Origin of the sequence: Leifsonia sp. 115AMFTsu3.1, from assembly GCF_004362795.1 — a bacterium.
GTDB lineage: Bacteria > Actinomycetota > Actinomycetes > Actinomycetales > Microbacteriaceae > Leifsonia.
The window spans coordinates 1,714,067-1,740,415 of the sequence record NZ_SNYB01000002.1 but is presented as its reverse complement, the minus strand read 5'-3'; the positions used below and the strand labels follow the sequence as shown (position 1 = coordinate 1,740,415).

The window sequence follows — 26,349 nt, the reverse complement described above, 5'->3', positions numbered from 1 at the left end:
GTTAGTTGTTCACTTTCGGGGCGCTGGGGTCGATGAAGACGTCTCCGTCGATGATCTCGACGGGAAACACGGGGACCGGCTCGTAGGCCGGGAGGTTGAGGGGCTTGCCGGTCACGAGGGAGAACTGGGAGCCGTGCGCCCAGCACTCCAGGGTCTCGTCCTCGACGAAACCCTCGGACAGCGAGATCTCGCCGTGGGTGCAGGTGTCGCCGATGGCGTGCACCGCACCGGACGAGTCCTTGACGACGGCGATGGGGACGCCGTCGAGCACGACGCGGGTGGCCTGGTTCTCGACCAGCTCCGCGACGGCTGCGACGCGCTGGCCCGCCATCAGTTCTCGGCCCCGGCGGCCGGCGCGGAGGGCGCCGACGCTGTGACCGACGCCGATTCCAGCTCGTCCTCGATCTTGGCCTGCAGGCGCTCCTGGAGCGCCGGGGAGCCGATCTGCTGGACGATCTCGGCGAGGAAGCCGCGCACGACCAGGCGGCGCGCCTCCTCCTCCGGGATCCCGCGGGACTGGAGGTAGAAGAGCTGCTCGTCGTCGAAACGGCCGGTGGCGCTCGCGTGACCGGCGCCGACGATGTCGCCGGTCTCGATCTCGAGGTTCGGCACGGAGTCGGCGCGGGCGCCGTCGGTGAGGACGAGGTTGCGGTTCTGCTCGTAGGTGTCGGTGCCGACGGCCTTCGGGCCGATGAGCACGTCGCCGATCCACACCGTGCGCGCGCCCTGGCCCTGCAGCGCGCCCTTGTAGGTCACGCGGCTGCGGGTCTCGGGGCCGTCGTGGTGGACGTACACCTGCTGCTCGAGGTGCTGGCTGGCGTCGGCGAAGTAGGCGCCGAGCAGTTCGGCGTCCGCTCGCGCGCCGGCCAGGTGGGCCGACGGGTTGAGCCGGACGACTCCGCCGCCGAGCGTGACGGCGACGTGCTTGATGCGCGCGCCCTCGCCGAGCTCGGCGAAGTGGGCGGCGACGTGGAGCGCCTCGTCGTCCCACTCCTGGAGCGACACGACCGTGAGGTCGGCGTCCTTACCCAGGAGGAACTCGACGTTCTCGGTCAGGTGCGCCGATCCGGTGTTCTGCAGGATGAGGGTCGCCACGGCTCCCGAGGCGACCTCGACGACCGTGTGCGCGGCGCGCGCCGGTCCGCCGAGGGCGGAGCGGGTCAGCGTGACCTCGCGACGGTCTCCGCTGAGGTCGGCGCCGATGGTCACGAGCAGCGCCTGCTCGAAGGCCGTCCAGGCATTGGCGGAGGCGCGGTCCTCGGGCTTTCCTGCAGCACCGATGCGGGCGTCGTCACGGCCGATCCACGCGGTGGTCACAGCGGGGGCGGTCGTGGCGTCGTACACGTAGGGCGAGCCGTCCAGGTCGCCCGTGATGAGCTCCTGGATGCGCGCCACCGGCGTGTACTTCCACATCGCCTCGCGGCCGGTGACCGCAGGGAAGTCCGACACCTCGGTCGAGGTGAACCGCTCGGCGCGGCTCTGCACCGGGACAGGTGCTCGCATGTGGGTCGGGGCGGGCGCGGTGGTCTGCGTCGTCTCGATCTGCGTCATCCGACAGAGCCTTCCATGCCCATCTCGATGAGCTTGTTGAGTTCCAGTGCGTACTCCATGGGGAGCTCGCGGGCGATCGGCTCGATGAAGCCGCGGACGATCATCGCCATGGCCTCGTCCTCCGGGAGCCCGCGCGACATGAGGTAGAACAGCTGCTCCTCGCTCACGCGCGACACGGTCGCCTCATGGCCGAGCTGCACGTCGTCGACACGGATGTCGATCGCCGGATACGTGTCGGACCGCGAGATCGTGTCGACGAGCAGCGCGTCACAGCGGACGGTGTTGGCGGAGTGGTGCGCGTTCGCATCCATCCGCACCTCGCCGCGATAGCCGGCACGGCCGCCGCCGCGCGCGATCGACTTGGAGACGATCGACGACTGCGTGTACGGCGCCATGTGGATCATCTTGGCGCCGGCGTCCTGGTGCTGGCCGGGGCCGGCGAAGGCGACGGACAGGGTCTCGCCCTTGGCGTGCTCCCCCATCAGGTAGATCGACGGGTACTTCATCGTCACCTTGGAGCCGATGTTGCCGTCGATCCACTCCATCGTCGCGCCCTCGGCCGCGGTGGCGCGCTTGGTGACGAGGTTGTAGACGTTGTTGGACCAGTTCTGGATGGTCGTGTAGCGCACGCGGGCGTTCTTCTTGACGATGATCTCGACGACCGCGGAGTGCAGCGAGTCCGACTTGTAGATCGGAGCGGTGCAGCCCTCGATGTAGTGGACGTAGCTGCCCTCGTCGGCGATGATCAGCGTCCGCTCGAACTGGCCCATGTTCTCGGTGTTGATGCGGAAGTAGGCCTGCAGCGGGATCTCGACGTGGACGCCCTTGGGGACGTAGACGAACGATCCGCCCGACCACACGGCGGTGTTCAGCGCGGCGAACTTGTTGTCGCCGGCCGGGATCACCGTTCCGAAGTACTCCTCGAAGATCTCGGGGTGCTCGCGGAGCGCGGTGTCGGTGTCGAGGAAGATGACGCCCTGCTGCTCCAGGTCTTCACGGATCTGGTGGTAGACGACCTCGGACTCGTACTGCGCGGCGACGCCGGCGACGAGACGCTGACGCTCCGCCTCCGGGATGCCGAGCTTCTCGTACGTGTTCCGGATGTCCTCCGGCAGGTCTTCCCAGCTCTGCGCCTGCTTCTCGGTGGAGCGGACGAAGTACTTGATGTTGTCGAAGTCGATCTCCGACAGGTCGGCGCCCCAGGTCGGCATGGGCTTGCGCTCGAAGAGCTGAAGGGCCTTGAGGCGGCGCTGCAGCATCCACTCGGGCTCCTTCTTCAGGGCCGAGATGTCTTTCACCACCTCGGGTGAGAGACCGCGACGGGCGATGGAACCCGCGGCGTCGGAATCCGCCCAGCCGAACTCGTACTGCCCCAAAGAGGCGAGCTCAGGCCGATCGATCAGGATGTCTGACATATCTACCTCGTTTCCTTCCACTCGTAACCGGATATCAGTCCGGCTCATTCCCCTCGGCAAGCACGGCTTTCGCCGGTCGCTGCTGAGCGTCCTGATTGTGCGGGTGGCGGTGACTGCGTACCAACACGTGCGTACCTAGACTGTTCGTGGAGACGGGCCACGATGCCCCGGCCACGGACGGAGAAACCGGCCGCGCGCACGCGCTGGATAGCGCGTTCCTCGAACCCACCAATTCTACAGGTGCGGCGCGGTATTAGTAGAGGCGCGCCTGCGCATTGCCCGAGTATCCGCATCCGGCCCCGCCGATCCGACCGAGAAAGCCCCCGAACCATGAAGCGCATCATCGCCTGGCTGCCGGACCGCGTGGACACTCGGCTGAAGGTGATCGCGTGGGTCTACCTGGTGGGGCAGGTCGTCCTGGTCGGGACGGGTGGCCTGGTGCGGCTCACGGCCAGCGGCCTCGGCTGCCCGACCTGGCCGAAGTGCACGGCCGACTCGCTGGTCAACACGCCCGAGATGGGCGTCCACGGCTTCATCGAGTTCGGCAACCGCGTGCTCAGCGCCCTTCTCGCGGTCGTGGCCATCGTGGCGTTCCTCGCCATCCTCCGGATGCGCAAGCAGCGCCCGGATCTGTTCTGGCTGACCCTGATCGCCGGCCTCGCCATCCCGGCGCAGGCCGTGATCGGCGGCCTCAGCGTCCTGAGCGGCCTCAACCCGTACGTGGTCGGTCTGCACTTCGTCGTGTCGATCGCCCTCGTCGCCACCTGCACGGCGTTCGTCTTCCGCGTCTACGCCGTCCCCGGCCCGCGCGTCCGCGCCGTCCCCGGCTGGTTCGCGGGTGTCGCCCATGTCACCAGCGCCGTCGTCGCCATCACGATCCTGGTCGGCATCCTCACCACGGGCAGCGGACCGCACGCGGGTGACGCGAACGCCCCGCGCAACGGCCTGAATCCCGAGATCCTGCAGCACGTCCACGCGATCCCCGCGTACGTCACGTTCGCGCTGACCCTCGTCCTCGTCGTCGGATCCCTGCGCTACCGCACGACGGCGGTGCGCCGTTTCACGCAGTACCTGCTGGCGGTCGAGCTGCTGCAGATCGTCGTCGGTCTGATCCAGGCGAACACCGGCCTCCCGGGCATCCTCGTGGGCATCCACATGACCCTCGCGGCGCTCCTGGCCTCCGCGATGACCGCGGTCATCCTCTCGCTCAAGGCCCCTGCGGCTGCGCTGGACGCGCGAGAGGATTCAGCCGCGGACGTCGTCGCGGCCTAGCCGGCCGACGCGCGCCTCGCGCGTCTCTCCGTGCAGGCTGACGACCGTGCGCATCCCGTCGCCGAACCCGAAGCCCGCAGCCTCCGCCAGACGCCTGCTGGACTCGTTGCCGGGCACGTATTCCCAGTTCAGCCGGTCGAATCGCAGCCCATCGGGGTCGAGCGCGTAGCGGGCGACGGCTCCGAGCGCCTCCCGCATGTAGCCCTGCCCGCGCGCCCAGGGGCCGGACCAGCAGCCGAGGGAGGCCGACCCGGCGCGCTCGTCCTTGCGGACCTCCAGCGCTCCGAGGAGGCGGCCGCCGCCGCGCGCGTGCAGCGCCCAGACCGTGTACCGGCGGCTCGCCAGGCCGTGCGGGCAGTAGCTGCGCACGAAGAACTCCGCGCTCTCACGCGTGTACGGCGACGGGAGGGGCACCCACCGCTGCGTCTCGACGTCCTGGCAGGCTTCCAGCACGTCCGGGATGTCGTCGTCCGTCGGCACGTCCAGCACGAGGCGGGGCGTCGTCAGACGCAGGGTCAGCACCGGTGCCGTCATGCGCACATGGTAGAGCCGGAGAGGGGCTCGTGGCACGACTTTTCGGGCCGAACGCGTGTCCGGCCGACGATCAGAACGGCAGCAGCGGGTCGATCGCGACGGCGAGGAAGATCAGCGTCAGGTACGCGATCGATCCGTGGAACACGCGCATCGGCGACACCGTCTCGTGACGGATCGCCAGGTTGTACAGGCGGTGCGACTCGTAGATGAACCAGCCGCCGGCCACCAGGGAGACGGCCGTGTACAGCAGCCCCATGTGCGCGACCGGGATCAGCAGCAGCGAGCACGCGACCATCGCCCAGGCGTACAGGATGACCTGCAGGCCCACGACGGCGCGACCTCGGACCACCGCGAGCATCGGGACACCGGCCTCCTGGTAGTCCGAGCGGTACTTCATCGACAGCGGCCAGTAGTGCGGCGGCGTCCACAGGAAGATGATGCCGAACAGGATGAACGGCGCCCAGTCGAGGGAGCCGGTCACGGCCGCCCAGCCGATCAGCACGGGCATGCAGCCGGCGACGCCGCCCCAGACGATGTTCTGCGGGGTGCGGCGCTTCAGGATCAGCGTGTAGAAGACGACGTAGAGCAGGATGGCCGCGACCGACAGCGCGGCGGCGAGCCAGTTGGTGAAGAAGCCCAGCACCACCACGGAGGCGATGCCCAGAGCCCAGGCGAAGACCAGCGCCTCGCGGTCGGACAGCTCGCCGGTGACGAGAGGGCGGTTCTTCGTCCGCCGCATCACGCGGTCGATGTCGCGGTCGATGTAGCAGTTGAACGCGCCGGCGGAGCCCGCGCTCATGTAGCCGCCGACGACCGTGGCGAGCACCAGCCACAGGTTCGGGATGCCGTTCGCCGCGAGGATCATCGTCGGCACCGTGGTGACCAGCAGGAGCTCGACCACTCGCGGTTTGGTGAGGGCGACGTACGCCTTCACCTTGCGAGCGACGCCGATGCGGCCCGGTTCGACACGGCTCTCTACAGCGACGTCCATTGCTCCTCGTGATGTGTCGGCGATGTACTCAGACGGTATCCGATCCTACGTCACGTCGAGGACCGGGCCACCCGACTACCCCGTGTCCGCCTGTGACACAACCGTCTGAGGGAACACCCCATGTTTCTTGCGCGTTACCTATACTTGGAGATGCTCGCCAGCCGAAGCCCTGTTCCGGCCGCACTCTTTGTAGGACGGTGACGGAGGAATGGCTCGGCGCCGATGACGTCCACGGCGCGCACTACCTCAACCGGTGCGGGTTCCACGACGACCCTCACCACATCTACGAAGGGTCAGTTTTCACGTGGCAGCACTGCAGTGGGATCCCATTGACAACAAGGCAGTAGACACGGCTCGCGTTCTCGCGGCCGACGCGGTGGAGAAGGTGGGCAACGGGCATCCCGGCACCGCCATGAGCCTCGCCCCCGCGGCCTACCTGCTGTTCCAGAAGGTGATGCGCCGCGACCCGCGCGACCAGCACTGGCTCGGTCGCGACCGCTTCATCCTCTCGGCGGGCCACTCGTCCCTGACCCAGTACGTCCAGCTCTATCTGGGCGGCTACGGTCTCGAGCTCGACGACCTCAAGAAGCTGCGCACGTGGGGCTCCCTCACCCCCGGCCACCCCGAGTACGGACACACCGACGGCGTGGAGATCACCACCGGCCCCCTGGGTCAGGGCATCTCCTCCGCCGTCGGTTTCGCTTATGCGCAGCGTTTCGAGCGCGGCCTGTTCGATCCGGACGCCGCCCCCGGCACCAGCCCGTTCGACCACCACATCTACGTGATCGCCTCCGACGGCGACCTCGAGGAGGGCGTCAGCTCCGAGGCCTCGTCGCTCGCCGGCCACCAGGAGCTCGGCAACCTGATCGCGATCTACGACAGCAACCAGATCTCGATCGAGGACGACACCGACATCGCCTTCACCGAGGACGTGAAGGCGCGCTACGAGGCGTACCACTGGGACGTGCAGGTCGTCGACTGGAAGAGGACCGGCGTCTACCAGGAGGACGTCGAGGAGCTCTACCAGGCGATCGAGAACGCGAAGGCCGTCACCGACAAGCCGTCGCTGATCATCCTCAAGACCATCATCGGCTGGCCGGCCCCGAAGAAGCAGAACACCGGCAAGATCCACGGCTCCGCACTGGGCGCCGACGAGCTCCGCGCCGTCAAGGAGGTGCTCGGCTTCGACCCCGAGCAGACCTTCGAGGTCGCCGACGAGGTCATCGAGCACACGCGCAAGGCCGTCGAGCGCGGTGCCGAGGAGCGCGCCGAGTGGCAGAAGGGCTTCGACGCCTGGGCCGAGGCGAACCCCGAGCGCAAGCAGCTGCTCGACCGCCTGCTGAGCGGCGCCGCGCCGGAGGAGCTGGAGAGCGCGCTTCCCGTGTTCGAGCCGGGCAAGGACGTCTCCACCCGCGCCGCGAGCGGCAAGGTGCTCAACGCCATCGCGCCGGTCATGCCGGAGCTGTGGGGCGGCTCGGCCGACCTCGCGGAGTCGAACAACACGACCATCGAGAGCGCAGCATCGTTCGTGCCCACCGAGCGCTCGACGCACGAGTGGACCGGCAACCCGTACGGACGCGTGCTGCACTTCGGCATCCGCGAGCACGCCATGGCGGCCATCCTGAACGGCATCGTGCTGCACGGACCGACCCGTCCGTTCGGCGGCACGTTCCTGATCTTCAGCGACTACCAGCGGCCGTCCCTCCGCCTGTCCGCCCTCATGAACATCCCGTCGATCTTCGTCTGGACGCACGACTCCGTCGCGCTGGGCGAGGACGGCCCCACCCACCAGCCGATCGAGCAGCTCTCGACACTGCGCGCCATCCCCAACTTCACGGTCGTCCGCCCCGGCGACGCCAACGAGGTCGCCTGGGCCTGGAAGACCATGCTGGAGCGCCGCAACGGCCCGGCCGGCATCGCGCTGACCCGCCAGAACATCCCGGTGTTCGAGCGCGGAGACGGCGACGCCGAGGGCGACACCCTCGCGTCGGCCAAGAACGTCGCGAAGGGCGCATACATCCTGGCCGAGGCGCCGGGCGGCACGCCGGACGTGATCTTCATCGCGACCGGCTCCGAGGTGCAGATCGCGCTGGAGGCCCGCGAGGAGCTGCGCGGCGAGGGCATCAACGCCCGCGTCGTCTCCGCCCCGAGCCTCGAGTGGTTCGCCGAGCAGCCCGCCGAGTACCGCGAGAAGGTGCTCCCCGCGGCCGTCAAGGCCCGCGTCTCGATCGAGGCCGGCGCGGCGCTCGCCTGGGACAAGATCGTCGGCGACCACGGCCGGAGCGTCTCGATCGAGCACTTCGGTGCCTCGGCCGACTACAAGACGCTGTTCCGCGAGTTCGGTATGACCACCGAGCACGCCGTGTCCGCAGCGAAGGAATCGCTCGCGTCGCTCTGAGCGCGGGCACAAGAGGAGATAAGAGAAAATGACCGACACAACCGCCACCGCCGCGACCCCCACGGCCGCACTGTCCGCAGCGGGCGTCAGCATCTGGCTGGACGACCTGTCGCGTGAGCGCATCAACACGGGCAACCTCGAGAAGCTGATCGCCGAGAAGAACGTGGTCGGCGTGACCACGAACCCGACGATCTTCGCCGCCGCCCTCGCCAAGGGCGAGGCCTACGACGAGCAGGTCCGCCAGCTCGCCGCCGCCGGTGTGGACGTCGACGACGCGATCTTCGAGATCACCACCGACGACGTCGCCAAGGCGAGCGACATCTTCCACAGCGTCTACGAGCGCTCGAACGGCGTCGACGGCCGCGTGTCCATCGAGGTCGCCCCGGGGCTCGCCCGCGACACGAAGGCCACCATCGAGGCCGCGAAGAAGCTCGCGGACAAGATCCAGAAGCCGAACGTCATGATCAAGATCCCGGCGACGGTCGAGGGCCTCGAGGCCATCACGGAGACCATCGCGGCCGGCATCAGCGTGAACGTGACGCTGATCTTCAGCCTCGAGCGCTACCGCGAGGTCATCAACGCCTACCTCACCGGCCTCGAGAAGGCCAAGGCGGCGGGCATCGACCTCTCCGGCATCCACTCGGTCGCCTCGTTCTTCGTCTCGCGCGTCGACACCGAGGTGGACAAGCGCCTCAGCGCGATCGGCACGGACGAGGCCGAGGGCCTCAAGAGCAAGGCCGGCATCGCCAACGCTCGCCTCGCCTACGAGGTGTACGAGCAGCAGTTCGCCACCGAGCGCGCGAAGCTCCTCGTCGAGGCCGGCGCCAACGAGCAGCGCCCGCTGTGGGCCTCCACCGGTGTGAAGGACCCGAGCCTGCCCGATACGCTGTACGTCGAGGCGCTCGTCGCCCCGAACGTCGTCAACACGATGCCCGAGAAGACGCTCGACGCGACCTTCGACCACGGCCACATCACCGGTGACACCGTCACCGGCACCTACGCCGAGTCGAACGACGTGCTCAACAAGCTGGCCGACCTCGGCATCAGCTACGACGACGTGACCGAGACCCTCGAGCGCGAAGGCGTCGAGAAGTTCAACGTCTCGTGGGGCGAGCTCGTCGAGACCGTGAAGAACGCCCTCGAGGGAGCCGCCAAGTGACGTTCCGCATCCACGTCACCGGTGCGGCTGCCGACGCCGTCCGCACCGTGGTGCCGCAGCTCGTCGCCGACAAGGTGGCGTCCGGCATCACCGCCCAGGACCCGGCCCTCTGGGGCCCGGCCGCCGAGGCCGAGGCGAGCAAGCGCCTCGGCTGGACCGAAGCGGTCGCCATCTCGCGCCCGCTCGTGCCCGAGATCGTCGCGCTGCGCGACGAGCTGCACGCCAAGGGCGTGAACCACATCGTCCTCGGCGGCATGGGCGGCTCGTCGCTCGCGCCGGAGGTCATCACCCGGACGGCGGAGGCCGAGCTCACCGTGCTCGACTCCACCGACCCTGGGCAGGTGCTCTCGGCTCTCCGCGACCGCCTGGAGGCCACCGCGGTGGTCATCTCGTCCAAGTCGGGCTCGACGCTCGAGACGGACAGCCAGAAGCGCGTCTACGAGAAGTGGTTCCAGGACGCCGGCATCGACCCGCGCGAGCGGATCGTCGTCGTCACCGACCCGGGCTCGCCGCTCGACCAGTCCGCCCGTGAGGCCGGCTACCGCGTGTTCAACGCCGACCCCAACGTCGGCGGCCGCTACTCGGCCCTCACCGCGTTCGGGCTCGTCCCCTCCGGCCTCGCCGGCGTCGACATCTCCGAGCTCCTCGACGAGGCGGATGCCACGTCCATCGAGCTCGCGGTCGACAACGAGCAGAACCCGGGCCTCGTGCTCGGCGCCGCGATCGCCGGAACCAGCCCGCTGAAGGACAAGCTGGGCATCGTCTCCGACGGGACCCACATCGTGGGCTTCGCGGACTGGGCCGAGCAGCTGATCGCCGAGTCCACCGGCAAGGAGGGCACCGGCCTGCTTCCGGTCGTGCTCGACAAGCTCGCCCCCGAGCTCGAGTCGAAGCCGGCCGACCTCCAGGTCGTCCGGCTCGTCGCGAACGCCGAGGCGCACCACCTGTTCCCGGCCGACCGTCACGAGGGCGAGATCCTCGTCTCCGGCAGCCTCGGCGCCCAGCTCATCGTCTGGGAGTATGCGGTCGCGGTCGCCGGACGCCTGCTCGGGATCAACCCGTTCGACCAGCCGGATGTGGAGGCCGCCAAGGTCGCCGCACGCTCGCTGCTCGACAACCGGCCGGAGCCCGTCACCCCCGCGTTCACCGCGGGCGGCATCGAGGTGCGCACCACCGGGTCCTTCCTCGGCGACGCCAGCACCCTCGACGCCGCAGTGGACGCCCTGCTCGCCCAGCTCGGACCCGACGGCTACGTCGCGGTCCAGGCGTACGTGGACCGCCTCGCGCTCCCCCAGCTCGCGGGCATCCGCGACCTGCTGGCGGCGAAGGCGAACCGCCCGGTCACCTTCGGCTGGGGACCGCGCTTCCTGCACTCGACGGGTCAGTTCCACAAGGGCGGTCCGGCGGTCGGCGTGTTCCTGCAGATCACGGCGACGCCCTCCGAGGATCTCGAGATCCCCGGCCGTCCCTTCACCTTCGGGCAGCTCATCCAGGCCCAGGCCGCCGGCGACGCCAGCGTCCTCGGCGAGCACGGCCGCCCGGTGCTGACGTTGACCCTCACGAACCCCGAGGCGGATGTCGTCTCGCTGTTCGAGGCCGTCAACTGAGCCGTCGATAAAGGAGATCACCCACGTGTCACCGGTGGAAATCACCCCGGAGTTCAACCCGTTGCGGTTGCCCTCCGACCGCCGTCTGAATCGCATCGCGGGGCCCAGCAGCCTCATCATCTTCGGTGTGACAGGCGACCTGTCGCGCAAGAAGCTGATGCCCGCGGTGTACGACCTCGCGAACCGCGGCCTCCTGCCGCCCGGGTTCTCTCTCGTCGGCTTCGCCCGGCGTGACTGGGAGGACCAGGACTTCGAGAAGGTCGTCTACGACGCGGTCAAGCAGTACGCCCGCACGCCGTTCGACGACGACGTGTGGCAGCAGCTCGCACAGGGCATCCGCTTCGTCCCGGGAGAGTTCGACGACGACGAGGCGTTCCAGCGCCTCAAGCAGACCGTCGAAGACCTGGACAAGGAGCGCGGGACCATGGGCAACCATGCGTTCTACCTGTCCATCCCGCCGAAGGCGTTCCCGATCGTCACCGAGCAGCTGAAGCGGTCCGGTCTCGCCGACCAGTCCGGCGACGGCTGGCGGCGCGTCGTCATCGAGAAGCCGTTCGGCCACGACCTGCAGTCGGCTCGCGAGCTGAACGCGGTCGTGGAGACGGTGTTCCCGCCGGACTCGGTGTTCCGCATCGACCACTACCTCGGCAAGGAGACGGTCCAGAACATCCTGGCGCTGCGCTTCGCCAACGAGCTGTACGAGCCGATCTGGAACGCCAACTACGTCGACCACGTGCAGATCACCATGGCCGAGGACATCGGCGTGGGCGGCCGGGCCGGCTACTACGACGGCATCGGCGCGGCGCGCGACGTCATCCAGAACCACCTGCTGCAGCTCCTCGCCCTCACGGCGATGGAGGAGCCCATCTCGTTCAACGCCGCAGACCTGCGCGCCGAGAAGGAGAAGGTGCTCGCCGCCGTCCGGCTGCCCAAGGACCTCGCGAAGTCGACGGCCCGCGGACAGTACGGCCCCGGCTGGCAGGGCGGCGAGAAGGTCGTCGGATTCCTGGAGGAGGACGGGATGAACCCCCAGTCCACCACGGAGACCTACGCGGCCATCAAGCTGGAGATCGGCACCCGCCGCTGGGCGGGCGTCCCGTTCTACCTGCGCGCCGGCAAGCGCCTCGGCCGCCGCGTCACCGAGATCGCGGTCGTCTTCAAGCGCGCTCCGCAGCAGCTCTTCGCGGAGTCGCAGACCAGCGCGCTCGGCCAGAACGCGCTCGTCATCCGCGTGCAGCCCGACGAGGGTGTGACCATCCGCTTCGGCTCGAAGGTCCCCGGCGCCGGCATGCAGGTGCGCGACGTCAGCATGGACTTCGGCTACGGCCACGCCTTCACGGAGGCCAGCCCCGAGGCGTACGAGCGGCTCATCCTGGATGTGCTGCTCGGCGACCCGCCGCTGTTCCCCCGCCACGAGGAGGTCGAGCTCTCCTGGAAGATCCTCGACCCGATCGAGGACTTCTGGGCCACGCAGGGCCAGCCCGAGCAGTACCGCCCCGGAACCTGGGGCCCGAAGTCGGCCGACGAGCTCCTCGCCCGCGACGGCCGCGTTTGGAGGCGTCCATGATCGTCGACCTTCCCGCGACGACCGTCAGCAACATCTCGAAGGCGCTCGTCAAGATCCGCGAGGAGGGCGGCGCCGTCGCCCTCGGCCGCGTCCTGACGCTCATCATCGCGACGCACCTGGGGCAGGAGGAGGAGGCCATCGAGGCCGCCAACGACGCCTCCCGCGAGCACCCGATGCGTGTGATCGTGGTGTCGACCGAGGAGGAGCGCACCCACAACGGCGACGGCCGCCTCGACGCGCAGATCCGCGTCGGCGGCGACGCCGGGGCCAGCGAGGTCATCGTGCTCCGCGCTTACGGCGACACGGCGAGCGACGAGGAGGGACTGGTCACCGGCCTGCTCCTCCCCGACGCCCCCGTAGTGGTCTGGTGGCCGGGTATCGCGCCCGAGAAGGCGTCCACCTCTCCCCTGGGCCGCATCGCGACCCGTCGGATCACGGACGCCTCCGCGCAGCCGAACCCGCAGGAATTCCTGTTCCACCTGGGCAAGACCTACGCCCCCGGTGACACGGACTTCGCGTGGACGCGCCTGACACTGTGGCGCGCCCAGCTCGCCGCGGTGCTGGACCAGCCGCCGTACGAGCCGATCACCGGCGTCGACGTGGCCGGTGCGGCCGACTCGCCGTCCACCTTGCTCCTCGCCGCCTGGCTGCGGCTCCAGCTGCAGGTGCCCGTGCAGTACGACCTCGCCTCGCGCGCGATCGGCTCGGGCGGCATCCACGGCGTGAAGATGGAGCGCGCGTCCGGCGTGATCGAGCTGCGGCGCGAGGTCCCCAACGTCGCCCGCCTGTCGCAGCCCGGCCAGCCCACGCACGACCTCTCCCTGCCACGCCGCAGCCTGCGGGACTGCCTGGCGGAAGAACTGCGTAGGCTGGACCCGGACGACCTCTACGGCGAGGTCATCACCAAGGGTCTCGCACTGCTGGAGACCTCCGACGAAGGAGCAGGCGCCAGGGTATGACGAACGAACGGCGGGTGCTCGTTCACCCCGACAAGGAGGCTCTGACCGCGTCTGTGGCCGCGCGCTTCCTCACCAAGACGATCGACATCCTCGACGATCTGGGGGTGGCGAACATCGCGCTCACCGGCGGCACGATGGGCATCGCGGTACTGGAGGCGGTCAACGCCTCCCCCGCCCGCGACACCATCGACTGGTCGAAGGTGCACTTCTGGTGGGGAGACGAGCGGTTCGTGCCGCGTGACAGCCCCGACCGCAACGAGCGCCAGGCCCGCGAGGCCCTGCTCGACCACATCGCGGTCCCGCCGGAGAACGTGCACCCCTTCCCGTCGTCGGATGAGGTCCCGGACATCGACGAGGCGGCCCGCCTCTACGCGGCCGAGCTCGAGGCGTTCGCCCACGAGGGCTGGCCGGTGCCAAAGTTCGACATCACCTTCCTCGGCGTCGGGCCGGACGGCCACATCGCGTCGCTGTTCCCGGACCGTCCGGGGATCCGCGAGGAGAAGGCGTCGGTGATCGCCGAGCGCGACTCGCCGAAGCCGCCGCCGCAGCGGCTGAGCCTCACCCGCCCGGTGATCAACTCCTCCGACCGCATCTGGCTCGTGCTGTCCGGCACCGACAAGGCCAGTGCCCTCGGTCTCGCCCTCGCCGGCGCCAGCTACACCGAGGTCCCGGTCGCGGGCGCCAAGGGCCGCAAGCGGACCGTGTTCTTCGTGGACAAGGATGCCGCCGTCGACGTGCCCGAGAACCTCATCGCACCCAGCTACTGACCCGCTCCCGCAGCGTCGTCAACCGCGCGCAGGGCGCACCGGTCAGCGGTCCGCGTTGTCGGATCGCACGCCGGTCGTGCCCTGCGGCGGCGATGCGGCGGTCGAACGCGTGCGTCAGCAGGTGCAGGTAGAACGCGAGCAGGCGAGCCGCCTCGTCGCGCACCTCCGCCTCCCGGCCGTCGAGGTCGAGTTCGTCCACCCAGCGGTGCAGTTCGGCGAAGGTGACCCGCAATCGCAGCGCTTGCCGCGCATCCGCCGCTGTCGTCACGTCGATATCATCGCAGCGCGCGAGCAGGATGTCGGCCTTCTCGGCCGCGTCGACCGCCTCCTCCAGCAGGGCGAGCAGACTGAGCCGGCTGACCTCGTCGCCGAGCGCACGCGGAGTTTCCGCCCGATCATCCCGTGCTCCCCGCATGCCCGCAGTGTAGCCCCGAGACGTGCGCCACATCGTCGCTATAGAGCCGCGATGACCGAGATTTGCGCCAAATCGTGGTTATGGGAGAGCGATAACCGAGATTTGGCGCAAATCGTGGGGATGGGATGGGGCGGGCGCAAACGCACGAAGGCCGCCCACCGAGAGGGGGGCGGCCTTCGTGACGCGAACGCTCAGTTGGTGGTCGGACGACCCCGACGCGCGCGCAGCTGGTTGAGGGCGTCCTCGAGCAGCTGCTCCGCCTCCTCTTCGCTGCGGCGCTCCTTCACGTACGCGAGGTGCGTCTTGTAGGGCTCCGTCTTCGCGACCGACGGTGGGTTCTCCTTGTCGCGGCCGGCCGGGAGACCGGTCGACGGCGAGTCGATGATGTCGGGGATCTCCTCCTCGGGGAGGTTCGCCGCGAAGTAGCGGACGGTCTCGTTGCCGAGAGCGTCCCAGTACGAGATCGCGACGCGGTCCGCGTGGAAACCGCGGTCCTGCTCGCCCATGGGGCCCGCGCCGACGCGCGAGCCGCGGATTGCACTGCCTCCGGATGCCATGCAGTCTCTCCTTCTTCAGTGTGCGCTTACGCGCTGAACTTCGTGATCAGACCGAGCACGACGATGCAGGTGATCCAGATCAGGCCCAGGATCACGGTGATGCGGTTCAGGTTGCGCTCGGCGACACCCGACGCACCCAGGTTGGACGTGACGCCGCCGCCGAACATGTCGGACAGACCGCCGCCGCGACCCTTGTGCAGCAGGATGAGCAGCGTCAGCAGGAGGCTGGTGATGCCGAGCAGCACCTGCAGGACGACCTGGAGAATCAGCACGTGGAACCTTTCGGGAAGCGTCCGGGCCGTGCCCGGGAAGACCAACGACCAGTATAACCGGCGGGAGCCGTCAGAGACCGACGTGCTTCTGATACCGGACGATCGCGGCGAACTCGTTCACGTCGAGGCTCGCACCGCCGACCAGCGCACCGTCCACATTGGGCTCGCGCATGAAGCCGGCGATGTTGCCCGACTTCACCGAACCGCCGTAAAGGATGCGCGTCTTGGCCGCGACGTCGTCGCCCAGCACCTCGGCGATGACCGCACGCAGTGCCGCCGCCACCTGCTCCGCCTGCTCGGGCGTCGCCGCCTGGCCGGAGCCGATGGCCCAGACCGGCTCGTACGCGACGACGAAGTCGGCTGCCGAGTCGACGCGGGACAACGCGGCGCGCAGCTGCGCGACCGGCACGGCGCTCGCGCCGTGCGTCTCGAGGTCCTCCGCCGTCTCGCCGACGCAGATGATCGGGGCGATGTTGTGCTTCAGCGCGGCGGCCACCTTTCCGGCGACCTGCTCGTCTGTCTCGGCGTGCAGCGTGCGCCGCTCCGAGTGACCGATGATGACGTACCGCGACTCCAGGGCCGCGAGGAACGCGGCCGAGATCTCGCCGGTGTACGCACCCGACTCGTGCTCCGAGACGTCCTGTCCGCCGAAGGCGAGCGGCAGCTTGTCGGCCGCGACCAGCGTCTGCACGCTCCGCAGGTCGGTGAAGGGCGGGAAGACCGCCACCTCCACCGCCGAGAAGTCGTGGTTGGCGTCCTTCAGCGTCCACGCGAGCTTCTGTACGAACGCGATCGCCTGGAGGTGGTCCAGGTTCATCTTCCAGTTGCCTGCGATGAGCGGGACACGCCGCACCGTGGGGCTCACTGCTGCCATCCGAGGACCTCCAGTCCGGGGAGTCGCTTGCCTTCGAGGAACTCGAGGCTCGCGCCTCCGCCCGTCGAGATGTGACCGAACTGGTCGTCACGGAACCCGAGCGCACGCACGGCCGCGGCGGAGTCGCCACCTCCGACGACGCTGAGGCCGTCGACCTCGGTGAGCGCCTGCGCGACCGCCTTCGTGCCCGCCGCGAACGGCGCCAGCTCGAACACGCCCATCGGGCCGTTCCAGAACACCGTGCGCGCTCCGCGGACGTACTCCGAGAACAGCTCGGCGGTCTCCGGGCCGATGTCGAGCCCCAGGCCCTTGTCACCCCAGTCGGTGTCCTCGATCGCGTCGACCGGGCGCACCACGTGCTCCGCGTCGGCGCCGAACTTCGAGGCCACCACGACGTCGCGCGGGAGCACCAGCTCGACGCCGAGCTCCTCGGCCTTCGCCAGGTAGCCCTTGACGGTGTCGATCTGGTCGGCTTCGAGCAGGCTCGACCCGACCTTCATGCCCTTGGCCGCGAGGAAGGTGAACAGCATCCCGCCGCCGATGAGCAGCGAGTTGACCTTCGGCAGCAGGTGACCGATGACGCCGAGCTTGTCCGAGACCTTCGAGCCGCCGAGGACGACCGCGTACGGCCGCTCCGGGTTCTCGGTCAGACGGTCGAGCACGTCGAGCTCGGCCTGGATCAGCGTGCCGGCCGCGCTCGGCAGCAGCTGGGCGAGCTCGTAGACGCTCGCCTGCTTCCGATGCACGACGCCGAAGCCGTCCGAGACGAAGGCGTCGCCGAAGGCGGCCAGCTTCTCGGCGAAGGCACGACGCTCGCCTTCGTCCTTCGAGGTCTCCCCCGGGTTGAACCGGAGGTTCTCCAGCAGGGCGACGTCGCCGTCGTTGAGGCCGTTGACGGCCTCCTCGGCGCCGCCGCCGACGGTGTCCTTGGCGAAGGTCACCGGCGCGCCCAGCAGCTCGGAGAGCCGCTGGGCGACCGGCGCCAGGCTGTACTTCGCATCCGGGGCGCCCTCGGGGCGTCCCAGGTGCGAGATCACGACCACCTTCGCGCCCTGGTTGATCAGGGCGTTCAGCGTGGGAATCGACGCTCGCACGCGACCGTCGTCCGTGATCTTCGCGCCGTCCAGGGGCACGTTGAGATCACAGCGGACGACGACCCGCTTGCCGGCGAGCGAACCGAGTGAGTCGAGAGTGCGGAGCGTCACGTCGGTTCCCTGCGCTTAGAGGCGCTCGGCGACGTACTCGGTCAGGTCGACGAGACGGTTGGAGTAGCCCCACTCGTTGTCGTACCAGCTCGAGAGCTTCACCTGGTCGCCGAGGACACGCAGCAGACCCGAGTCGAAGATCGAGGAGTGCGGGTCGGAGACGATGTCGGAGGAGACGATCTCGTCCTCCGTGTACTTGAGGATGCCCTTCAGCGGGCCCTCCGCCGCCTTCTTGTAGGCCGCCTTGACCTCGTCGACCGTGACCGGGCGCGAGGCGGTGACCGTGAGGTCGGTGATGGAGCCGGTGGGGACCGGGACGCGCAGCGCGAAGCCGTCGAGCTTGCCCTTGAGCTCCGGGAGGACGAGGCCGATGGCCTTCGCCGCACCGGTGGAGGTCGGGACGATGTTGATCGCGGCGGCGCGGGCGCGACGCAGGTCGGAGTGCGGGCCGTCCTGGAGGTTCTGGTCGGCGGTGTAGGCGTGGACCGTGGTCATCAGACCGCGCTCGATGCCGAACTCGTCGTTGAACACCTTGGCGAGCGGCGCGAGGCAGTTCGTGGTGCAGGACGCGTTGGAGATGATGTTGTGCGACGCCGGGTCGTAGAGGTGCTCGTTCACGCCCATGACGAACGTGGCGTCCTCGCCGGTCGCCGGAGCCGAGATGATGACCTTCTTGGCGCCCGCCTCGATGTGCTTGCGCGCGTCGTCGGCCTTGGTGAAGCGGCCGGTCGACTCGATGACGATGTCGACGCCCAGGTCGCCCCAGCCGAGGTTGGCGGGGTCGCGCTCCGCGAGGACCTTGATCGGGTTGCCGTTGACGACGATGTTGTCGCCGTCGAGCTCCACCGTCGCGTCGAGACGGCCCGTGATGGAGTCGTACTTGAGCAGGTGTGCGAGCGTCTTGTTGTCGGTGAGGTCGTTCACCGCGACGACCTCGAGGTCGCTGCCCTTCGCCAGGGCGGCGCGCAGGTAGTTACGACCAATGCGACCGAACCCGTTGATTCCGATCTTTACGGACACAGATGTCTCCAGTTACTCGATGGGCGCCGGACGGCGCGCTTTGTCAGGTGTTGATTGCGGACGGCGGCGTCCCGGGAGGGTCCCTCCCGGGACGCCCACCCGCCTACGACAGTAGCAGCAGACCCGCGGTCTTCTCGCGCGCACGGACGAAGCGGTCATTGACATCGCCCCAGTTGGTGATGTTCCAGAACGCCTTCACGTAGTCGGCCTTCACGTTGACGTAGTCGAGGTAGAAGGCGTGCTCCCACATGTCGAGCATGAGGAGCGGGACGGTCGCCGCGGCGAGGTTGCCCTGGTGGTCGTACAGCTGCTCGATGATGAGCTTCTGCCCGAGGGAGTCCCAGGCCAGGATCGACCAGCCGGAGCCCTGGATGCCGAGCGCCGACGCCGTGAAGTGGGCGCGGAACTTGTCGAACGAGCCGAAGAACTCGTCGATCGCGGCGGCCAGCTCGCCGACCGGCTTGTCGCCGCCGTCCGGCGAGAGGTTGTTCCAGAACACGGTGTGGTTGACGTGGCCGGCGAGGTTGAACGCGAGGTCCTTCTCGAGCTTGTTGACGTAGGTCAGCTCGTCGGCGTCGCGCGCCTCGGCCAGCTTGGCGATGGCGGTGTTCGCGCCGTCGACGTACGTCTTGTGGTGCTTGTCGTGGTGCAGCTCCATGATCCGGCCGCTGATGTTCGGCTCAAGAGCCGAGTAGTCGTACGGAAGGTCCGGCAGCGTGTAGTCAGCCATTACTCATCTCCACTGTTGTTGTGATTCGAGCGACTCGTCGAGTCTAGTAAGGGCAACCCGGGCGGCCGTCGGATGCTTCCTTCCGGCCGCACGTTCCCCGTCGAAACTTACACCTCGTCCAGATCGGCGGGGAGGCTCGCCTCCGTGCCGGGGATGCCGAGGTCGCTCGCGCGCTTGTCCGCCATCGCGAGCAGGCGGCGGATGCGGCCCGCGACCGCGTCCTTCGTCATGGGCGGGTCGGCGTGGTGACCCAGCTCGTCCAGGCTGGAGTCGCGGTGCGCGAGACGTAGCTCACCCGCGTAGCGCAGGTGCTGCGGGACGTCGGGGCCGAGGATCTCGAGCGCGCGCTCCACGCGCGCGCACGCGGCGACGGCGGCTTGGGCCGAGCGTCGCAGGTTGGCGTCGTCGAAGTTGACCAGGCGGTTGGCGTTGGCACGCACCTCGCGGCGCTGCCGAAGCTCCTCCCAGTTGGTGACGGTCTGGAGGGCACCCATCGCGACGAGCATGGCGCTGATCGCCTCGCCGTCGCGGATGACGACGCGATGCACGCCGCGCACCTCACGGGCCTTGGCCGCGATGCCGAGACGGCCTGCTGCGCCGACGAGCGCCATGGCGGCCTCGTTACCAGGGCAGGTCACCTCGAGGGCGGCGGAGCGGCCCGGGTCGGTGAGCGAGCCGTGGGCGAGGAAGGCTCCGCGCCAGACGGCGGCGAGCTCGTCGCGGGATCCGGTGGTCAGGCGGTTCGGGAGGCCGCGGATCGGCCGGCGACGCGCATCCAGGAGTCCGGTCTGCCGGGCGAGCGTCTCGCCGCCCTCGAGCACGCGGACGAGGTACTGGCTGCTGCGGCGCAGCCCGGACGCGGAGATGACGGACACCTCGCTGCGGACGCCGTACAGCTCCGCGAGGTCTTTCCGCACCCGCCGTGCGAGTTCCGGGGTGTCGAGTTCGCTCTCGACCGCGATCCGGCCGCCGATGAGGTGCAGACCGCCCGAGAACCGGAGGATGGTGGCCAGTTCTGCTGCTCGGACCGTGGTCTTGCTGACCTCGACCTTCGTGAGCTCGTCCTTGACGTCGGCGGTGAGAGCCAATCGGATTCCTTACTGTCTCAAGGCGGGGGTGGTGCCGTGGAGGGAAAAGCCGTGATCATTCACGGCCGAGGTCGCGGTGCTTGGTGTTGACCGACAGACCGGGGAAACTCCGCAACCGCGCCGCGAGCTCTTCCGCAATCGCGACGGACCGGTGCTTTCCGCCAGTGCAGCCTATCGCGATCAGAGCGTGCCGTTTGTTCTCACGCTGGTAGCCGGACATGATCGGGCGGAGCGCCGAGACGTATCCCTGGATGAACTCGTCGGCGCCGTCCTGCGCCAGGACGTAGTCGCTGACGATCTCCTCCAGACCCGTGTGCGGCCGCAGCTCGGGGTTCCAGAACGGGTTCGGCAGGAAGCGCGCGTCGGCGACCATGTCGGCGTCGGCGGGCAGCCCGTACTTGAAGCCGAAGCTCATCACCGTCACCTGCACGTCGGCGGCGTCCTCCGCCGCGAAGGTGTCGGTGATGTTGGTCGCCAGCTGGTGGATGTTGAGGTCGGTGGTGTCGACGATGATGTCGCTCGCTTCGCGGATCTCGCGCAACCGCGTCCGCTCCGCCGAGATGCCGTCGAGGATGGTGCCGTCGCCCTGCAACGGGTGCGGCCTCCGCACCTGCTCGAAGCGGCGGACGAGCACCGCGTCGGACGCCTCCAGGAACAGCACGCGCACCTTCGTGCCCTCACGGAGGCTCTGGATCATGTCGCGCAGATCGACGAAGAAGTTGCGCCCGCGGACGTCGACGACCGCGGCGATGCGCGGCAGACCCGACTCGGCGCGGTTGGCGAGCTCGATCAGCGGACGCAGCATCTGCGGCGGGAGGTTGTCCACGACGTACCAGTCGAGGTCCTCCAGCGCATTGGCGACCGTCGAGCGGCCGGCGCCCGACATCCCGGTGACGATGAGGACTTCCTGCTGCTCGGCGTTCTGCGCGACTGTGTCGCCGTCGGTGGCCATCGTCCGGTCTCCTCCGTTGTGGTGTTCCCCCAGCCTACCGACTGCCGCCCTCTGCGAGCCGCTCGAAGATCGCGGTCGCGAGCGTCGGACCGACCCCGCGCACCTCGGAGATCTGCTCAGGCGTCGCCTTGCGCAGCTGGGCCACCGAGCCGAAGTGCTTCAGCAGCTCCTTCACACGCGACGGACCGAGGCCCGGGATCTCGCCCAGCACCGTCCCGATGTCGCGCTTGCGGCGCGCGCGCTGGTAGGTGATCGCGAAGCGGTGGGCCTCATCGCGGAGGCGCTGGATGAGGAACAGGGCGTCGCTGTTCCGCGGCAGGATCACCGGGAAGTCGGAGTCCGGCAGCCAGATCTCCTCCAGGCGCTTGGCGATTCCCGCGAGCTGGATGCCGGTGACCCCGGACTCGTCGAGCGCGCGCTTCGCGGCGGCGACCTGAGGCTGGCCTCCGTCGACGATCAGCAGGTTCGGCGGGTAGGAGAACTTGCGGCGACGGCCCTCGGCGGCATCCACGATCTCGTCGGCACCGGCAGCACCCTCGGCGTCGAGCGCCGTCTCCTCATCGACGGTGGGGGCGGCGTCGGCTGCCGCTGCCGGCGCGTCCTTCAGGTACGCCAGGCGGCGGGAGATGACCTGGTAGATCGACTCCGTGTCGTCGGTCGACTCGGGGATGCTGAACCGGCGGTACTGGTCCTTGCGCGGCAGGCCGTCCTCGAAGACCACCATCGACGCCACGATGTTCGTGCCGCTGAGGTGCGAGACGTCGTAGCACTCCATCCGGAGCGGCGCCTCGTCCATGCCGAGGGCGTCCTGGATGTCGTTCAGCGCCTTCGACCGCGCCACGAAGTCCGAGCTCCGCCGGGTCTTGTACAGGACGAGCGCGTTCTTCGCGTTCATCTCGACCGTCTGCGCGATCGCGGCCTTGTCGCCGCGCTGCGCCGTGCGCAGCTCGACGCGGCCGGTGAGGCGACCGCGGGCGGCGGACGGGTCCGGCGTCTCGCGGCGGCGCTGGGTCAGCCACTGCTCGAGCTCCGCGGTGTCTTCCGGCAGCTCGGGCACGATGATCTCGCGCGGTGGGGCGTCCGGTCCGTCGTAGGCGTTCTGGACGACCGTCTCGACGAGTTCGGCGAGCTCCATGTCGAGCTCCTTGTCGACCACCCAGCTGCGCACACCGCGGACGCGGCCGCCGCGGACGATGAACTGCTGCACGGCCGCGGCCAGCTCGTCGTGGGCGATGCCGAAGACGTCGGCGTCGATGTTCTCCGGAAGCACGACCGCGCTCTTGCCGAGCACTCCCTCAAGCGCCTGGATGGCATCGCGGTGGCGCGCGGCGGACTCGTAGTCCATCGTGCTGGCCGCCTGCTTCATCTTCTCGTTCAGATCGCGCAGGTAGCCGCTGTCGTTCCCCGCCATGAACGAAGCGAAGTCGATGGCGAGCGACTTGTGGTCGCCGGGCGAGATGCGCCCGACGCAGGGCGCTGCGCACTTGCCGATGTCGCCCAGGAGGCAGGGCCGCCCGGTGAGCTCGGCGCGGCGGTACACGCCGTCGGAGCAGCTCCGCATCGGGAACGCTTTCAGCATCAGATCGACCGTCTCGCGGATCGCCCAGACCTTCGTGTACGGGCCGAAGTAGCGCGCGTCCTTGATGTTGCGATTACGCGTGATCATGACGCGCGGGATGCGGTCGCCGAGCGTCACTGCCAGGTACGGGTACGTCTTGTCGTCGCGGAACTTGACGTTGAAGGGCGGGTTGAACTCCTTGATCCAGGTGTACTCCAGCTGCAGCGCCTCGTACTCCGTGCCGACGACCGTCCACTCGACGCTCGCCGCGGTGGTGACCATGCGGCGGGTGCGCTCGTGGAGGCTGCGCAGCGGCTGGAAGTAGTTGCTCAGCCGCGCGCGCAGGTTCTTCGCCTTGCCGACGTAGAGCACACGCCGGTTCTTGTCACGGAACCGGTACACTCCGGGCTGCGTCGGGATCTCGCCGGCCTTGGGCCGGTAGCTGACGGTGTCTGCCATCGCGCCTCTTACGCGGCGCCCCGGGCGGACTCGCCCTGCAGGATCTCCTTGAGGAAGAAGCCGGTGTGGCTGCCCGGGGTCTCGGCGACCTTCTCGGGTGTGCCCGTCGCGATGACCTCTCCGCCGCCGGCGCCGCCCTCCGGACCCATGTCGATGATCCAGTCGGCCGACTTGATGACATCGAGGTTGTGCTCGATGACGATCACCGTGTTGCCCTTGTCGAGCAGGCCGTTCAGCACCAGCAGCAGCTTGCGGACATCCTCGAAGTGCAGACCCGTGGTCGGCTCGTCGAGCACGTACACGCTGCGGCCGTTGGATCGGCGCTGCAGCTCGGTCGCGAGCTTCACGCGCTGCGCCTCGCCGCCGGAGAGGGTCGTCGCGCTCTGCCCGAGCCGGACGTAGCCGAGGCCGACGTCGACGAGTGTCTGCAGGTAGCGGTGGATGGCCGAGATCGGCCGGAAGAACTCCGCCGCCTCGCTGATCGGCATGTCGAGCACTTCGGCGATGTTCTTGCCCTTGTAGTGCACGGACAGGGTGTCGCGGTTGTACCGCGCTCCCCCGCACACCTCGCACGCGACGTAGACGTCGGGCAGGAAGTTCATCTCGATCTTGATCGTGCCGTCACCCGAGCACGCCTCGCAGCGTCCTCCCTTGACGTTGAAGCTGAACCGGCCGGGCAGGTAACCGCGGGTCTTCGCCTCCGGCGTCTCGGCGAACAGGTTGCGGATGCGGTCGAAGACGCCCGTGTAGGTCGCCGGGTTCGACCGCGGGGTGCGGCCGATCGGCGCCTGGTCGACGTGGACGACCTTGTCGAGGTTCTCGAGACCGGTGACGGTCCGGTGCTTTCCCGGCACCTTGCGGGCGCCGTTGAGCTTGTTGGCCATGACCCGGTACAGGATGTCGTTGACCAGCGACGACTTACCCGAACCGGAGACACCGGTCACCGCCACGAACGTGCCGAGCGGGAAGTCGACCGTGACCTTCTTCAGGTTGTTGGCCTCCGCATCCACGACGCGGATCATCCGCTTCTTGTCGACCTTGCGGCGCTTGGACGGGATGGCGATCTCACGCCGCCCCGCCAGGTAGTCGCCGGTCAGCGACTCGGTGTTGGCGAGCAGGTCGTCGTACGAACCGGAGTGGACGACGTGCCCACCGTTGACTCCCGCGCCGGGGCCGATGTCGACGATCCAGTCGGCGGTGCGGATGGTGTCCTCGTCGTGCTCGACCACGATCAGCGTGTTGCCGAGGTCACGCAGGGCGACGAGCGTGTCGATGAGCCGGCGGTTGTCGCGCTGGTGCAGACCGATGCTCGGCTCGTCGAGCACGTAGAGCACGCCGGTCAGGCCGGAGCCGATCTGGGTCGCCAGGCGGATGCGCTGTGCCTCGCCGCCGGACAGCGTGCCGGCCGCGCGGGCCAGGTCGAGGTAGCTGAGGCCGACCTGGATGAGGAAGTCGAGCCGGACCTTGATCTCGCGCAGCACCTGCGCACCGATCTTCTGCTCGCGCTCCGTCAGGTGCAGCTTCTCCATGAAGTTGCGGGCGTCGCTCAGGCTGAGCAGCGAGGCGTCGGCGATGCTCTTGCCGTGCACGAGCACCGCGAGCACCTCGGGCTTCAGCCGCTTGCCGCCGCAGACCGGGCACGGGACCTCGCGCAGGTACTCGGCCCAGCGGGCGCGCTGCGTGTCGGTCTCGGCCTGCAGATACTGCCGCTCGATGTAGGGCACCACGCCCTCGAAGCCGGAGGTGTACGACATCTCGCGGCCGTAGCGGTTCTTCCACCGCACCTTGACCTCGAAGTTGTCGCCGTGCAGCACCGCGTCGCGCACGTTCTCCGGCAGCTTCTTCCACGGCGTCTTGAGCGAGAACTTGAGGTCGCGGGCGAGGCCGTCGAGCAGCTTCTCGTAGTAGTTGAAGAGTCCCTTGCCCTGCGTGGTCCACGGCACGATGACGCCCTCGGCGATGCTGAGCTCGTCGTCGCCGAGCAGGAGCTCGTCATCCACCGACATGCGCGTGCCGAGGCCGGAGCACTCGGGGCAGGCGCCGAACGGGGCGTTGAACGAGAAGGTGCGCGGCTCGATCTCGGTCAGCTGGATCGGGTGGCCGTTGGGGCACGACAGCTTCTCGCTGAAGTTCTGCCAGGCGGCGGGCCCTTCGCGGTCGACGTAGTTGACCTGGACGAGACCGTCGGTGAGGCGCAGCGCCGTCTCCAGGGAGTCGGTCAGCCGGCCGAGGATGTCCGGGCCGGCGACAAGGCGGTCGACGACGACCGAGATGTCGTGCTTGTACTGCTTCTTCAGCGTCGGCGGCTCGGAGAGCTGGATCTGCTCGCCGTCGACGAGCGCGCGCGAGTAACCGCTCGCCGCGAGCTCCTTGAAGAGGTCGACGAACTCGCCCTTCTTCTGCGAGACCACCGGGCTGACGACCATGTAGCGGGTGCCGGGCTCGAGCTCCATGAGCTGGTCGGCGATCTGCTGGACGGTCTGACGCTGGATGCGCTCACCGCAGATCGGACAGTGCGGAACGCCGATACGCGCCCACAGCAGACGCATGTAGTCGTAGATCTCGGTGATGGTGCCCACCGTGGACCGCGGGTTGCGGTTGGTCGACTTCTGGTCGATCGACACCGCGGGGCTGAGGCCCTCGATGAAGTCGACGTCCGGCCGGTCCACCTGGCCCAGGAACTGCCGCGCGTACGCGGACAGCGACTCGACGTAGCGGCGCTGCCCCTCCGCGAAGATCGTGTCGAACGCGAGCGACGACTTGCCGGATCCGGACAGGCCCGTGAAGACCACCATCGAGTCGCGTGGGATCTCGAGGTCGACGTTGTGCAGGTTGTGAACGCGTGCACCGCGCACACTGAGGTGCGACCCCGTCACCCTGCTGATGTTGCCGGATTCCCCGACCCGATCGCTGTTCACTCGCCCGCTGCTCACTCGCTCTATTCTCCGCCATCCGTACTGGGAAATCGGGGCTGTTCGCCCACCGCGCACCCGTTCGCC

General features: G+C 68.8%; 23 protein-coding genes. 7 read left to right on the top strand and 16 right to left on the bottom strand.

Going from position 1 to position 26,349, the window contains the following annotated elements:
• Position 1: 1 nt before the first annotated feature.
• From AXZ95_RS19370 to sufB, 3 genes are read right to left on the bottom strand one after another with little or no spacing between them, the layout of a single operon-like run.
• Positions 2 to 331 (bottom strand): non-heme iron oxygenase ferredoxin subunit, encoded by a 330-nt coding sequence (locus AXZ95_RS19370; protein WP_018191125.1) that lies wholly within the window; start codon positions 329 to 331, stop codon positions 2 to 4.
• Positions 331 to 1,551, bottom strand: coding sequence for a Fe-S cluster assembly protein SufD (gene sufD, locus AXZ95_RS19365; protein ID WP_018191126.1), 1,221 nt, complete (start codon positions 1,549 to 1,551; stop codon positions 331 to 333). Before sufD ends, AXZ95_RS19370 begins: the two co-directional genes overlap by 1 nt.
• Complete coding sequence (gene sufB / locus AXZ95_RS19360; RefSeq protein WP_018191127.1) at positions 1,548 to 2,966, bottom strand: Fe-S cluster assembly protein SufB; 1,419 nt, start codon at positions 2,964 to 2,966, stop codon at positions 1,548 to 1,550. The genes sufD and sufB overlap by 4 nt, the downstream gene beginning before the upstream one ends.
• A gap of 330 nt (positions 2,967 to 3,296) precedes the next feature.
• Between sufB and AXZ95_RS19355 the strand changes: the two genes are divergently transcribed.
• On the top strand, positions 3,297 to 4,238 hold the full coding sequence (locus tag AXZ95_RS19355; RefSeq protein ID WP_018191128.1) for a COX15/CtaA family protein: 942 nt from the start codon (positions 3,297 to 3,299) through the stop codon (positions 4,236 to 4,238).
• Here AXZ95_RS19355 and AXZ95_RS19350 read toward each other — a convergent pair.
• Together AXZ95_RS19350 and AXZ95_RS19345 are read right to left on the bottom strand one after the other, a co-directional pair.
• Positions 4,212 to 4,772, bottom strand: coding sequence for a GNAT family N-acetyltransferase (locus AXZ95_RS19350; protein WP_018191129.1), 561 nt, complete (start codon positions 4,770 to 4,772; stop codon positions 4,212 to 4,214). The two genes, AXZ95_RS19355 and AXZ95_RS19350, sit on opposite strands and share 27 nt — an antisense overlap.
• Before the next feature lie 70 nt (positions 4,773 to 4,842).
• A complete protein-coding gene (locus AXZ95_RS19345; protein ID WP_018191130.1) occupies positions 4,843 to 5,763 on the bottom strand; it encodes a heme o synthase in 921 nt (306 codons plus the stop codon).
• A gap of 304 nt (positions 5,764 to 6,067) precedes the next feature.
• Between AXZ95_RS19345 and tkt the strand changes: the two genes are divergently transcribed.
• Genes tkt through pgl form a run of 6 tightly spaced genes read left to right on the top strand, consistent with a single transcriptional unit; the run spans position 6,068 to position 14,220 of the window.
• Positions 6,068 to 8,161 carry a transketolase gene (tkt, locus tag AXZ95_RS19340; RefSeq protein ID WP_018191131.1) on the top strand — a complete coding sequence of 698 codons (2,094 nt, stop codon included), beginning with the start codon at positions 6,068 to 6,070 and terminating at the stop codon, positions 8,159 to 8,161.
• Positions 8,162 to 8,189: 28 nt separating this feature from the next.
• Entirely contained in the window at positions 8,190 to 9,320 is a 1,131-nt protein-coding gene (gene tal, locus AXZ95_RS19335; RefSeq protein ID WP_018191132.1) for a transaldolase, read from the top strand.
• On the top strand, positions 9,317 to 10,927 hold the full coding sequence (locus AXZ95_RS19330) for a glucose-6-phosphate isomerase (protein WP_018191133.1): 1,611 nt from the start codon (positions 9,317 to 9,319) through the stop codon (positions 10,925 to 10,927). The genes tal and AXZ95_RS19330 overlap by 4 nt, the downstream gene beginning before the upstream one ends.
• 25 nt (positions 10,928 to 10,952) lie before the next feature.
• Complete coding sequence (gene zwf / locus AXZ95_RS19325; RefSeq protein WP_026307184.1) at positions 10,953 to 12,494, top strand: glucose-6-phosphate dehydrogenase; 1,542 nt, start codon at positions 10,953 to 10,955, stop codon at positions 12,492 to 12,494.
• Positions 12,491 to 13,453: a glucose-6-phosphate dehydrogenase assembly protein OpcA gene (locus AXZ95_RS19320; protein WP_018191135.1), complete on the top strand. Its 963-nt coding sequence runs from the start codon at positions 12,491 to 12,493 to the stop codon at positions 13,451 to 13,453. The genes zwf and AXZ95_RS19320 overlap by 4 nt, the downstream gene beginning before the upstream one ends.
• Positions 13,450 to 14,220 (top strand): 6-phosphogluconolactonase, encoded by a 771-nt coding sequence (pgl, locus tag AXZ95_RS19315; RefSeq protein WP_018191136.1) that lies wholly within the window; start codon positions 13,450 to 13,452, stop codon positions 14,218 to 14,220. The genes AXZ95_RS19320 and pgl overlap by 4 nt, the downstream gene beginning before the upstream one ends.
• Here pgl and AXZ95_RS19310 read toward each other — a convergent pair.
• The 11 genes from AXZ95_RS19310 to uvrA form a co-directional block, all read right to left on the bottom strand.
• Positions 14,201 to 14,635 (bottom strand): hypothetical protein, encoded by a 435-nt coding sequence (locus tag AXZ95_RS19310; RefSeq protein WP_018191137.1) that lies wholly within the window; start codon positions 14,633 to 14,635, stop codon positions 14,201 to 14,203. The genes pgl and AXZ95_RS19310 overlap by 20 nt on opposite strands.
• 191 nt (positions 14,636 to 14,826) lie before the next feature.
• The gene (locus tag AXZ95_RS19305; protein WP_018191138.1) at positions 14,827 to 15,192 is read right to left on the bottom strand and encodes an RNA polymerase-binding protein RbpA; all 366 of its coding nucleotides are present in this window, start codon (positions 15,190 to 15,192) and stop codon (positions 14,827 to 14,829) included.
• A gap of 26 nt (positions 15,193 to 15,218) precedes the next feature.
• Positions 15,219 to 15,464 carry a preprotein translocase subunit SecG gene (secG, locus tag AXZ95_RS19300; protein ID WP_018191139.1) on the bottom strand — a complete coding sequence of 82 codons (246 nt, stop codon included), beginning with the start codon at positions 15,462 to 15,464 and terminating at the stop codon, positions 15,219 to 15,221.
• 70 nt (positions 15,465 to 15,534) lie between these two features.
• Positions 15,535 to 16,338, bottom strand: coding sequence for a triose-phosphate isomerase (tpiA, locus tag AXZ95_RS19295; protein ID WP_039731453.1), 804 nt, complete (start codon positions 16,336 to 16,338; stop codon positions 15,535 to 15,537).
• A complete protein-coding gene (locus AXZ95_RS19290; RefSeq protein ID WP_018191141.1) occupies positions 16,326 to 17,543 on the bottom strand; it encodes a phosphoglycerate kinase in 1,218 nt (405 codons plus the stop codon). The genes tpiA and AXZ95_RS19290 overlap by 13 nt, the downstream gene beginning before the upstream one ends.
• Positions 17,544 to 17,558: 15 nt before the next feature.
• Entirely contained in the window at positions 17,559 to 18,563 is a 1,005-nt protein-coding gene (gap, locus tag AXZ95_RS19285; protein ID WP_018191142.1) for a type I glyceraldehyde-3-phosphate dehydrogenase, read from the bottom strand.
• 103 nt (positions 18,564 to 18,666) lie between these two features.
• Positions 18,667 to 19,293, bottom strand: coding sequence for a superoxide dismutase (locus tag AXZ95_RS19280; RefSeq protein ID WP_018191143.1), 627 nt, complete (start codon positions 19,291 to 19,293; stop codon positions 18,667 to 18,669).
• 107 nt (positions 19,294 to 19,400) lie between these two features.
• Complete coding sequence (whiA, locus tag AXZ95_RS19275; protein WP_018191144.1) at positions 19,401 to 20,381, bottom strand: DNA-binding protein WhiA; 981 nt, start codon at positions 20,379 to 20,381, stop codon at positions 19,401 to 19,403.
• 55 nt (positions 20,382 to 20,436) lie between these two features.
• The gene (gene rapZ, locus AXZ95_RS19270) at positions 20,437 to 21,333 is read right to left on the bottom strand and encodes an RNase adapter RapZ (protein ID WP_018191145.1); all 897 of its coding nucleotides are present in this window, start codon (positions 21,331 to 21,333) and stop codon (positions 20,437 to 20,439) included.
• A 34-nt stretch (positions 21,334 to 21,367) separates the two neighbouring features.
• A complete protein-coding gene (gene uvrC / locus AXZ95_RS19265; protein ID WP_018191146.1) occupies positions 21,368 to 23,350 on the bottom strand; it encodes an excinuclease ABC subunit UvrC in 1,983 nt (660 codons plus the stop codon).
• A gap of 8 nt (positions 23,351 to 23,358) precedes the next feature.
• Positions 23,359 to 26,235: an excinuclease ABC subunit UvrA gene (gene uvrA, locus AXZ95_RS19260; RefSeq protein WP_026307185.1), complete on the bottom strand. Its 2,877-nt coding sequence runs from the start codon at positions 26,233 to 26,235 to the stop codon at positions 23,359 to 23,361.
• Between the last annotated feature and the right edge of the window lie 114 nt (positions 26,236 to 26,349).

Coding starts and splice junctions, on each gene's coding strand:
- AXZ95_RS19310 (WP_018191137.1), bottom strand. CDS start 14,635: ATGCGGGGAGCACGGGATGATCGGGCGGAAACTCCGCGTGCGCTCGGC.
- sufD (WP_018191126.1), bottom strand. CDS start 1,551: ATGACGCAGATCGAGACGACGCAGACCACCGCGCCCGCCCCGACCCAC.
- tpiA (WP_039731453.1), bottom strand. CDS start 16,338: ATGGCAGCAGTGAGCCCCACGGTGCGGCGTGTCCCGCTCATCGCAGGC.
- uvrC (WP_018191146.1), bottom strand. CDS start 23,350: ATGGCAGACACCGTCAGCTACCGGCCCAAGGCCGGCGAGATCCCGACG.
- tal (WP_018191132.1), top strand. CDS start 8,190: ATGACCGACACAACCGCCACCGCCGCGACCCCCACGGCCGCACTGTCC.
- AXZ95_RS19280 (WP_018191143.1), bottom strand. CDS start 19,293: ATGGCTGACTACACGCTGCCGGACCTTCCGTACGACTACTCGGCTCTT.
- pgl (WP_018191136.1), top strand. CDS start 13,450: ATGACGAACGAACGGCGGGTGCTCGTTCACCCCGACAAGGAGGCTCTG.
- rapZ (WP_018191145.1), bottom strand. CDS start 21,333: ATGGCCACCGACGGCGACACAGTCGCGCAGAACGCCGAGCAGCAGGAA.
- AXZ95_RS19370 (WP_018191125.1), bottom strand. CDS start 331: ATGGCGGGCCAGCGCGTCGCAGCCGTCGCGGAGCTGGTCGAGAACCAG.
- AXZ95_RS19350 (WP_018191129.1), bottom strand. CDS start 4,772: ATGACGGCACCGGTGCTGACCCTGCGTCTGACGACGCCCCGCCTCGTG.
- AXZ95_RS19345 (WP_018191130.1), bottom strand. CDS start 5,763: ATGGACGTCGCTGTAGAGAGCCGTGTCGAACCGGGCCGCATCGGCGTC.
- sufB (WP_018191127.1), bottom strand. CDS start 2,966: ATGTCAGACATCCTGATCGATCGGCCTGAGCTCGCCTCTTTGGGGCAG.
- AXZ95_RS19355 (WP_018191128.1), top strand. CDS start 3,297: ATGAAGCGCATCATCGCCTGGCTGCCGGACCGCGTGGACACTCGGCTG.
- AXZ95_RS19320 (WP_018191135.1), top strand. CDS start 12,491: ATGATCGTCGACCTTCCCGCGACGACCGTCAGCAACATCTCGAAGGCG.
- AXZ95_RS19305 (WP_018191138.1), bottom strand. CDS start 15,192: ATGGCATCCGGAGGCAGTGCAATCCGCGGCTCGCGCGTCGGCGCGGGC.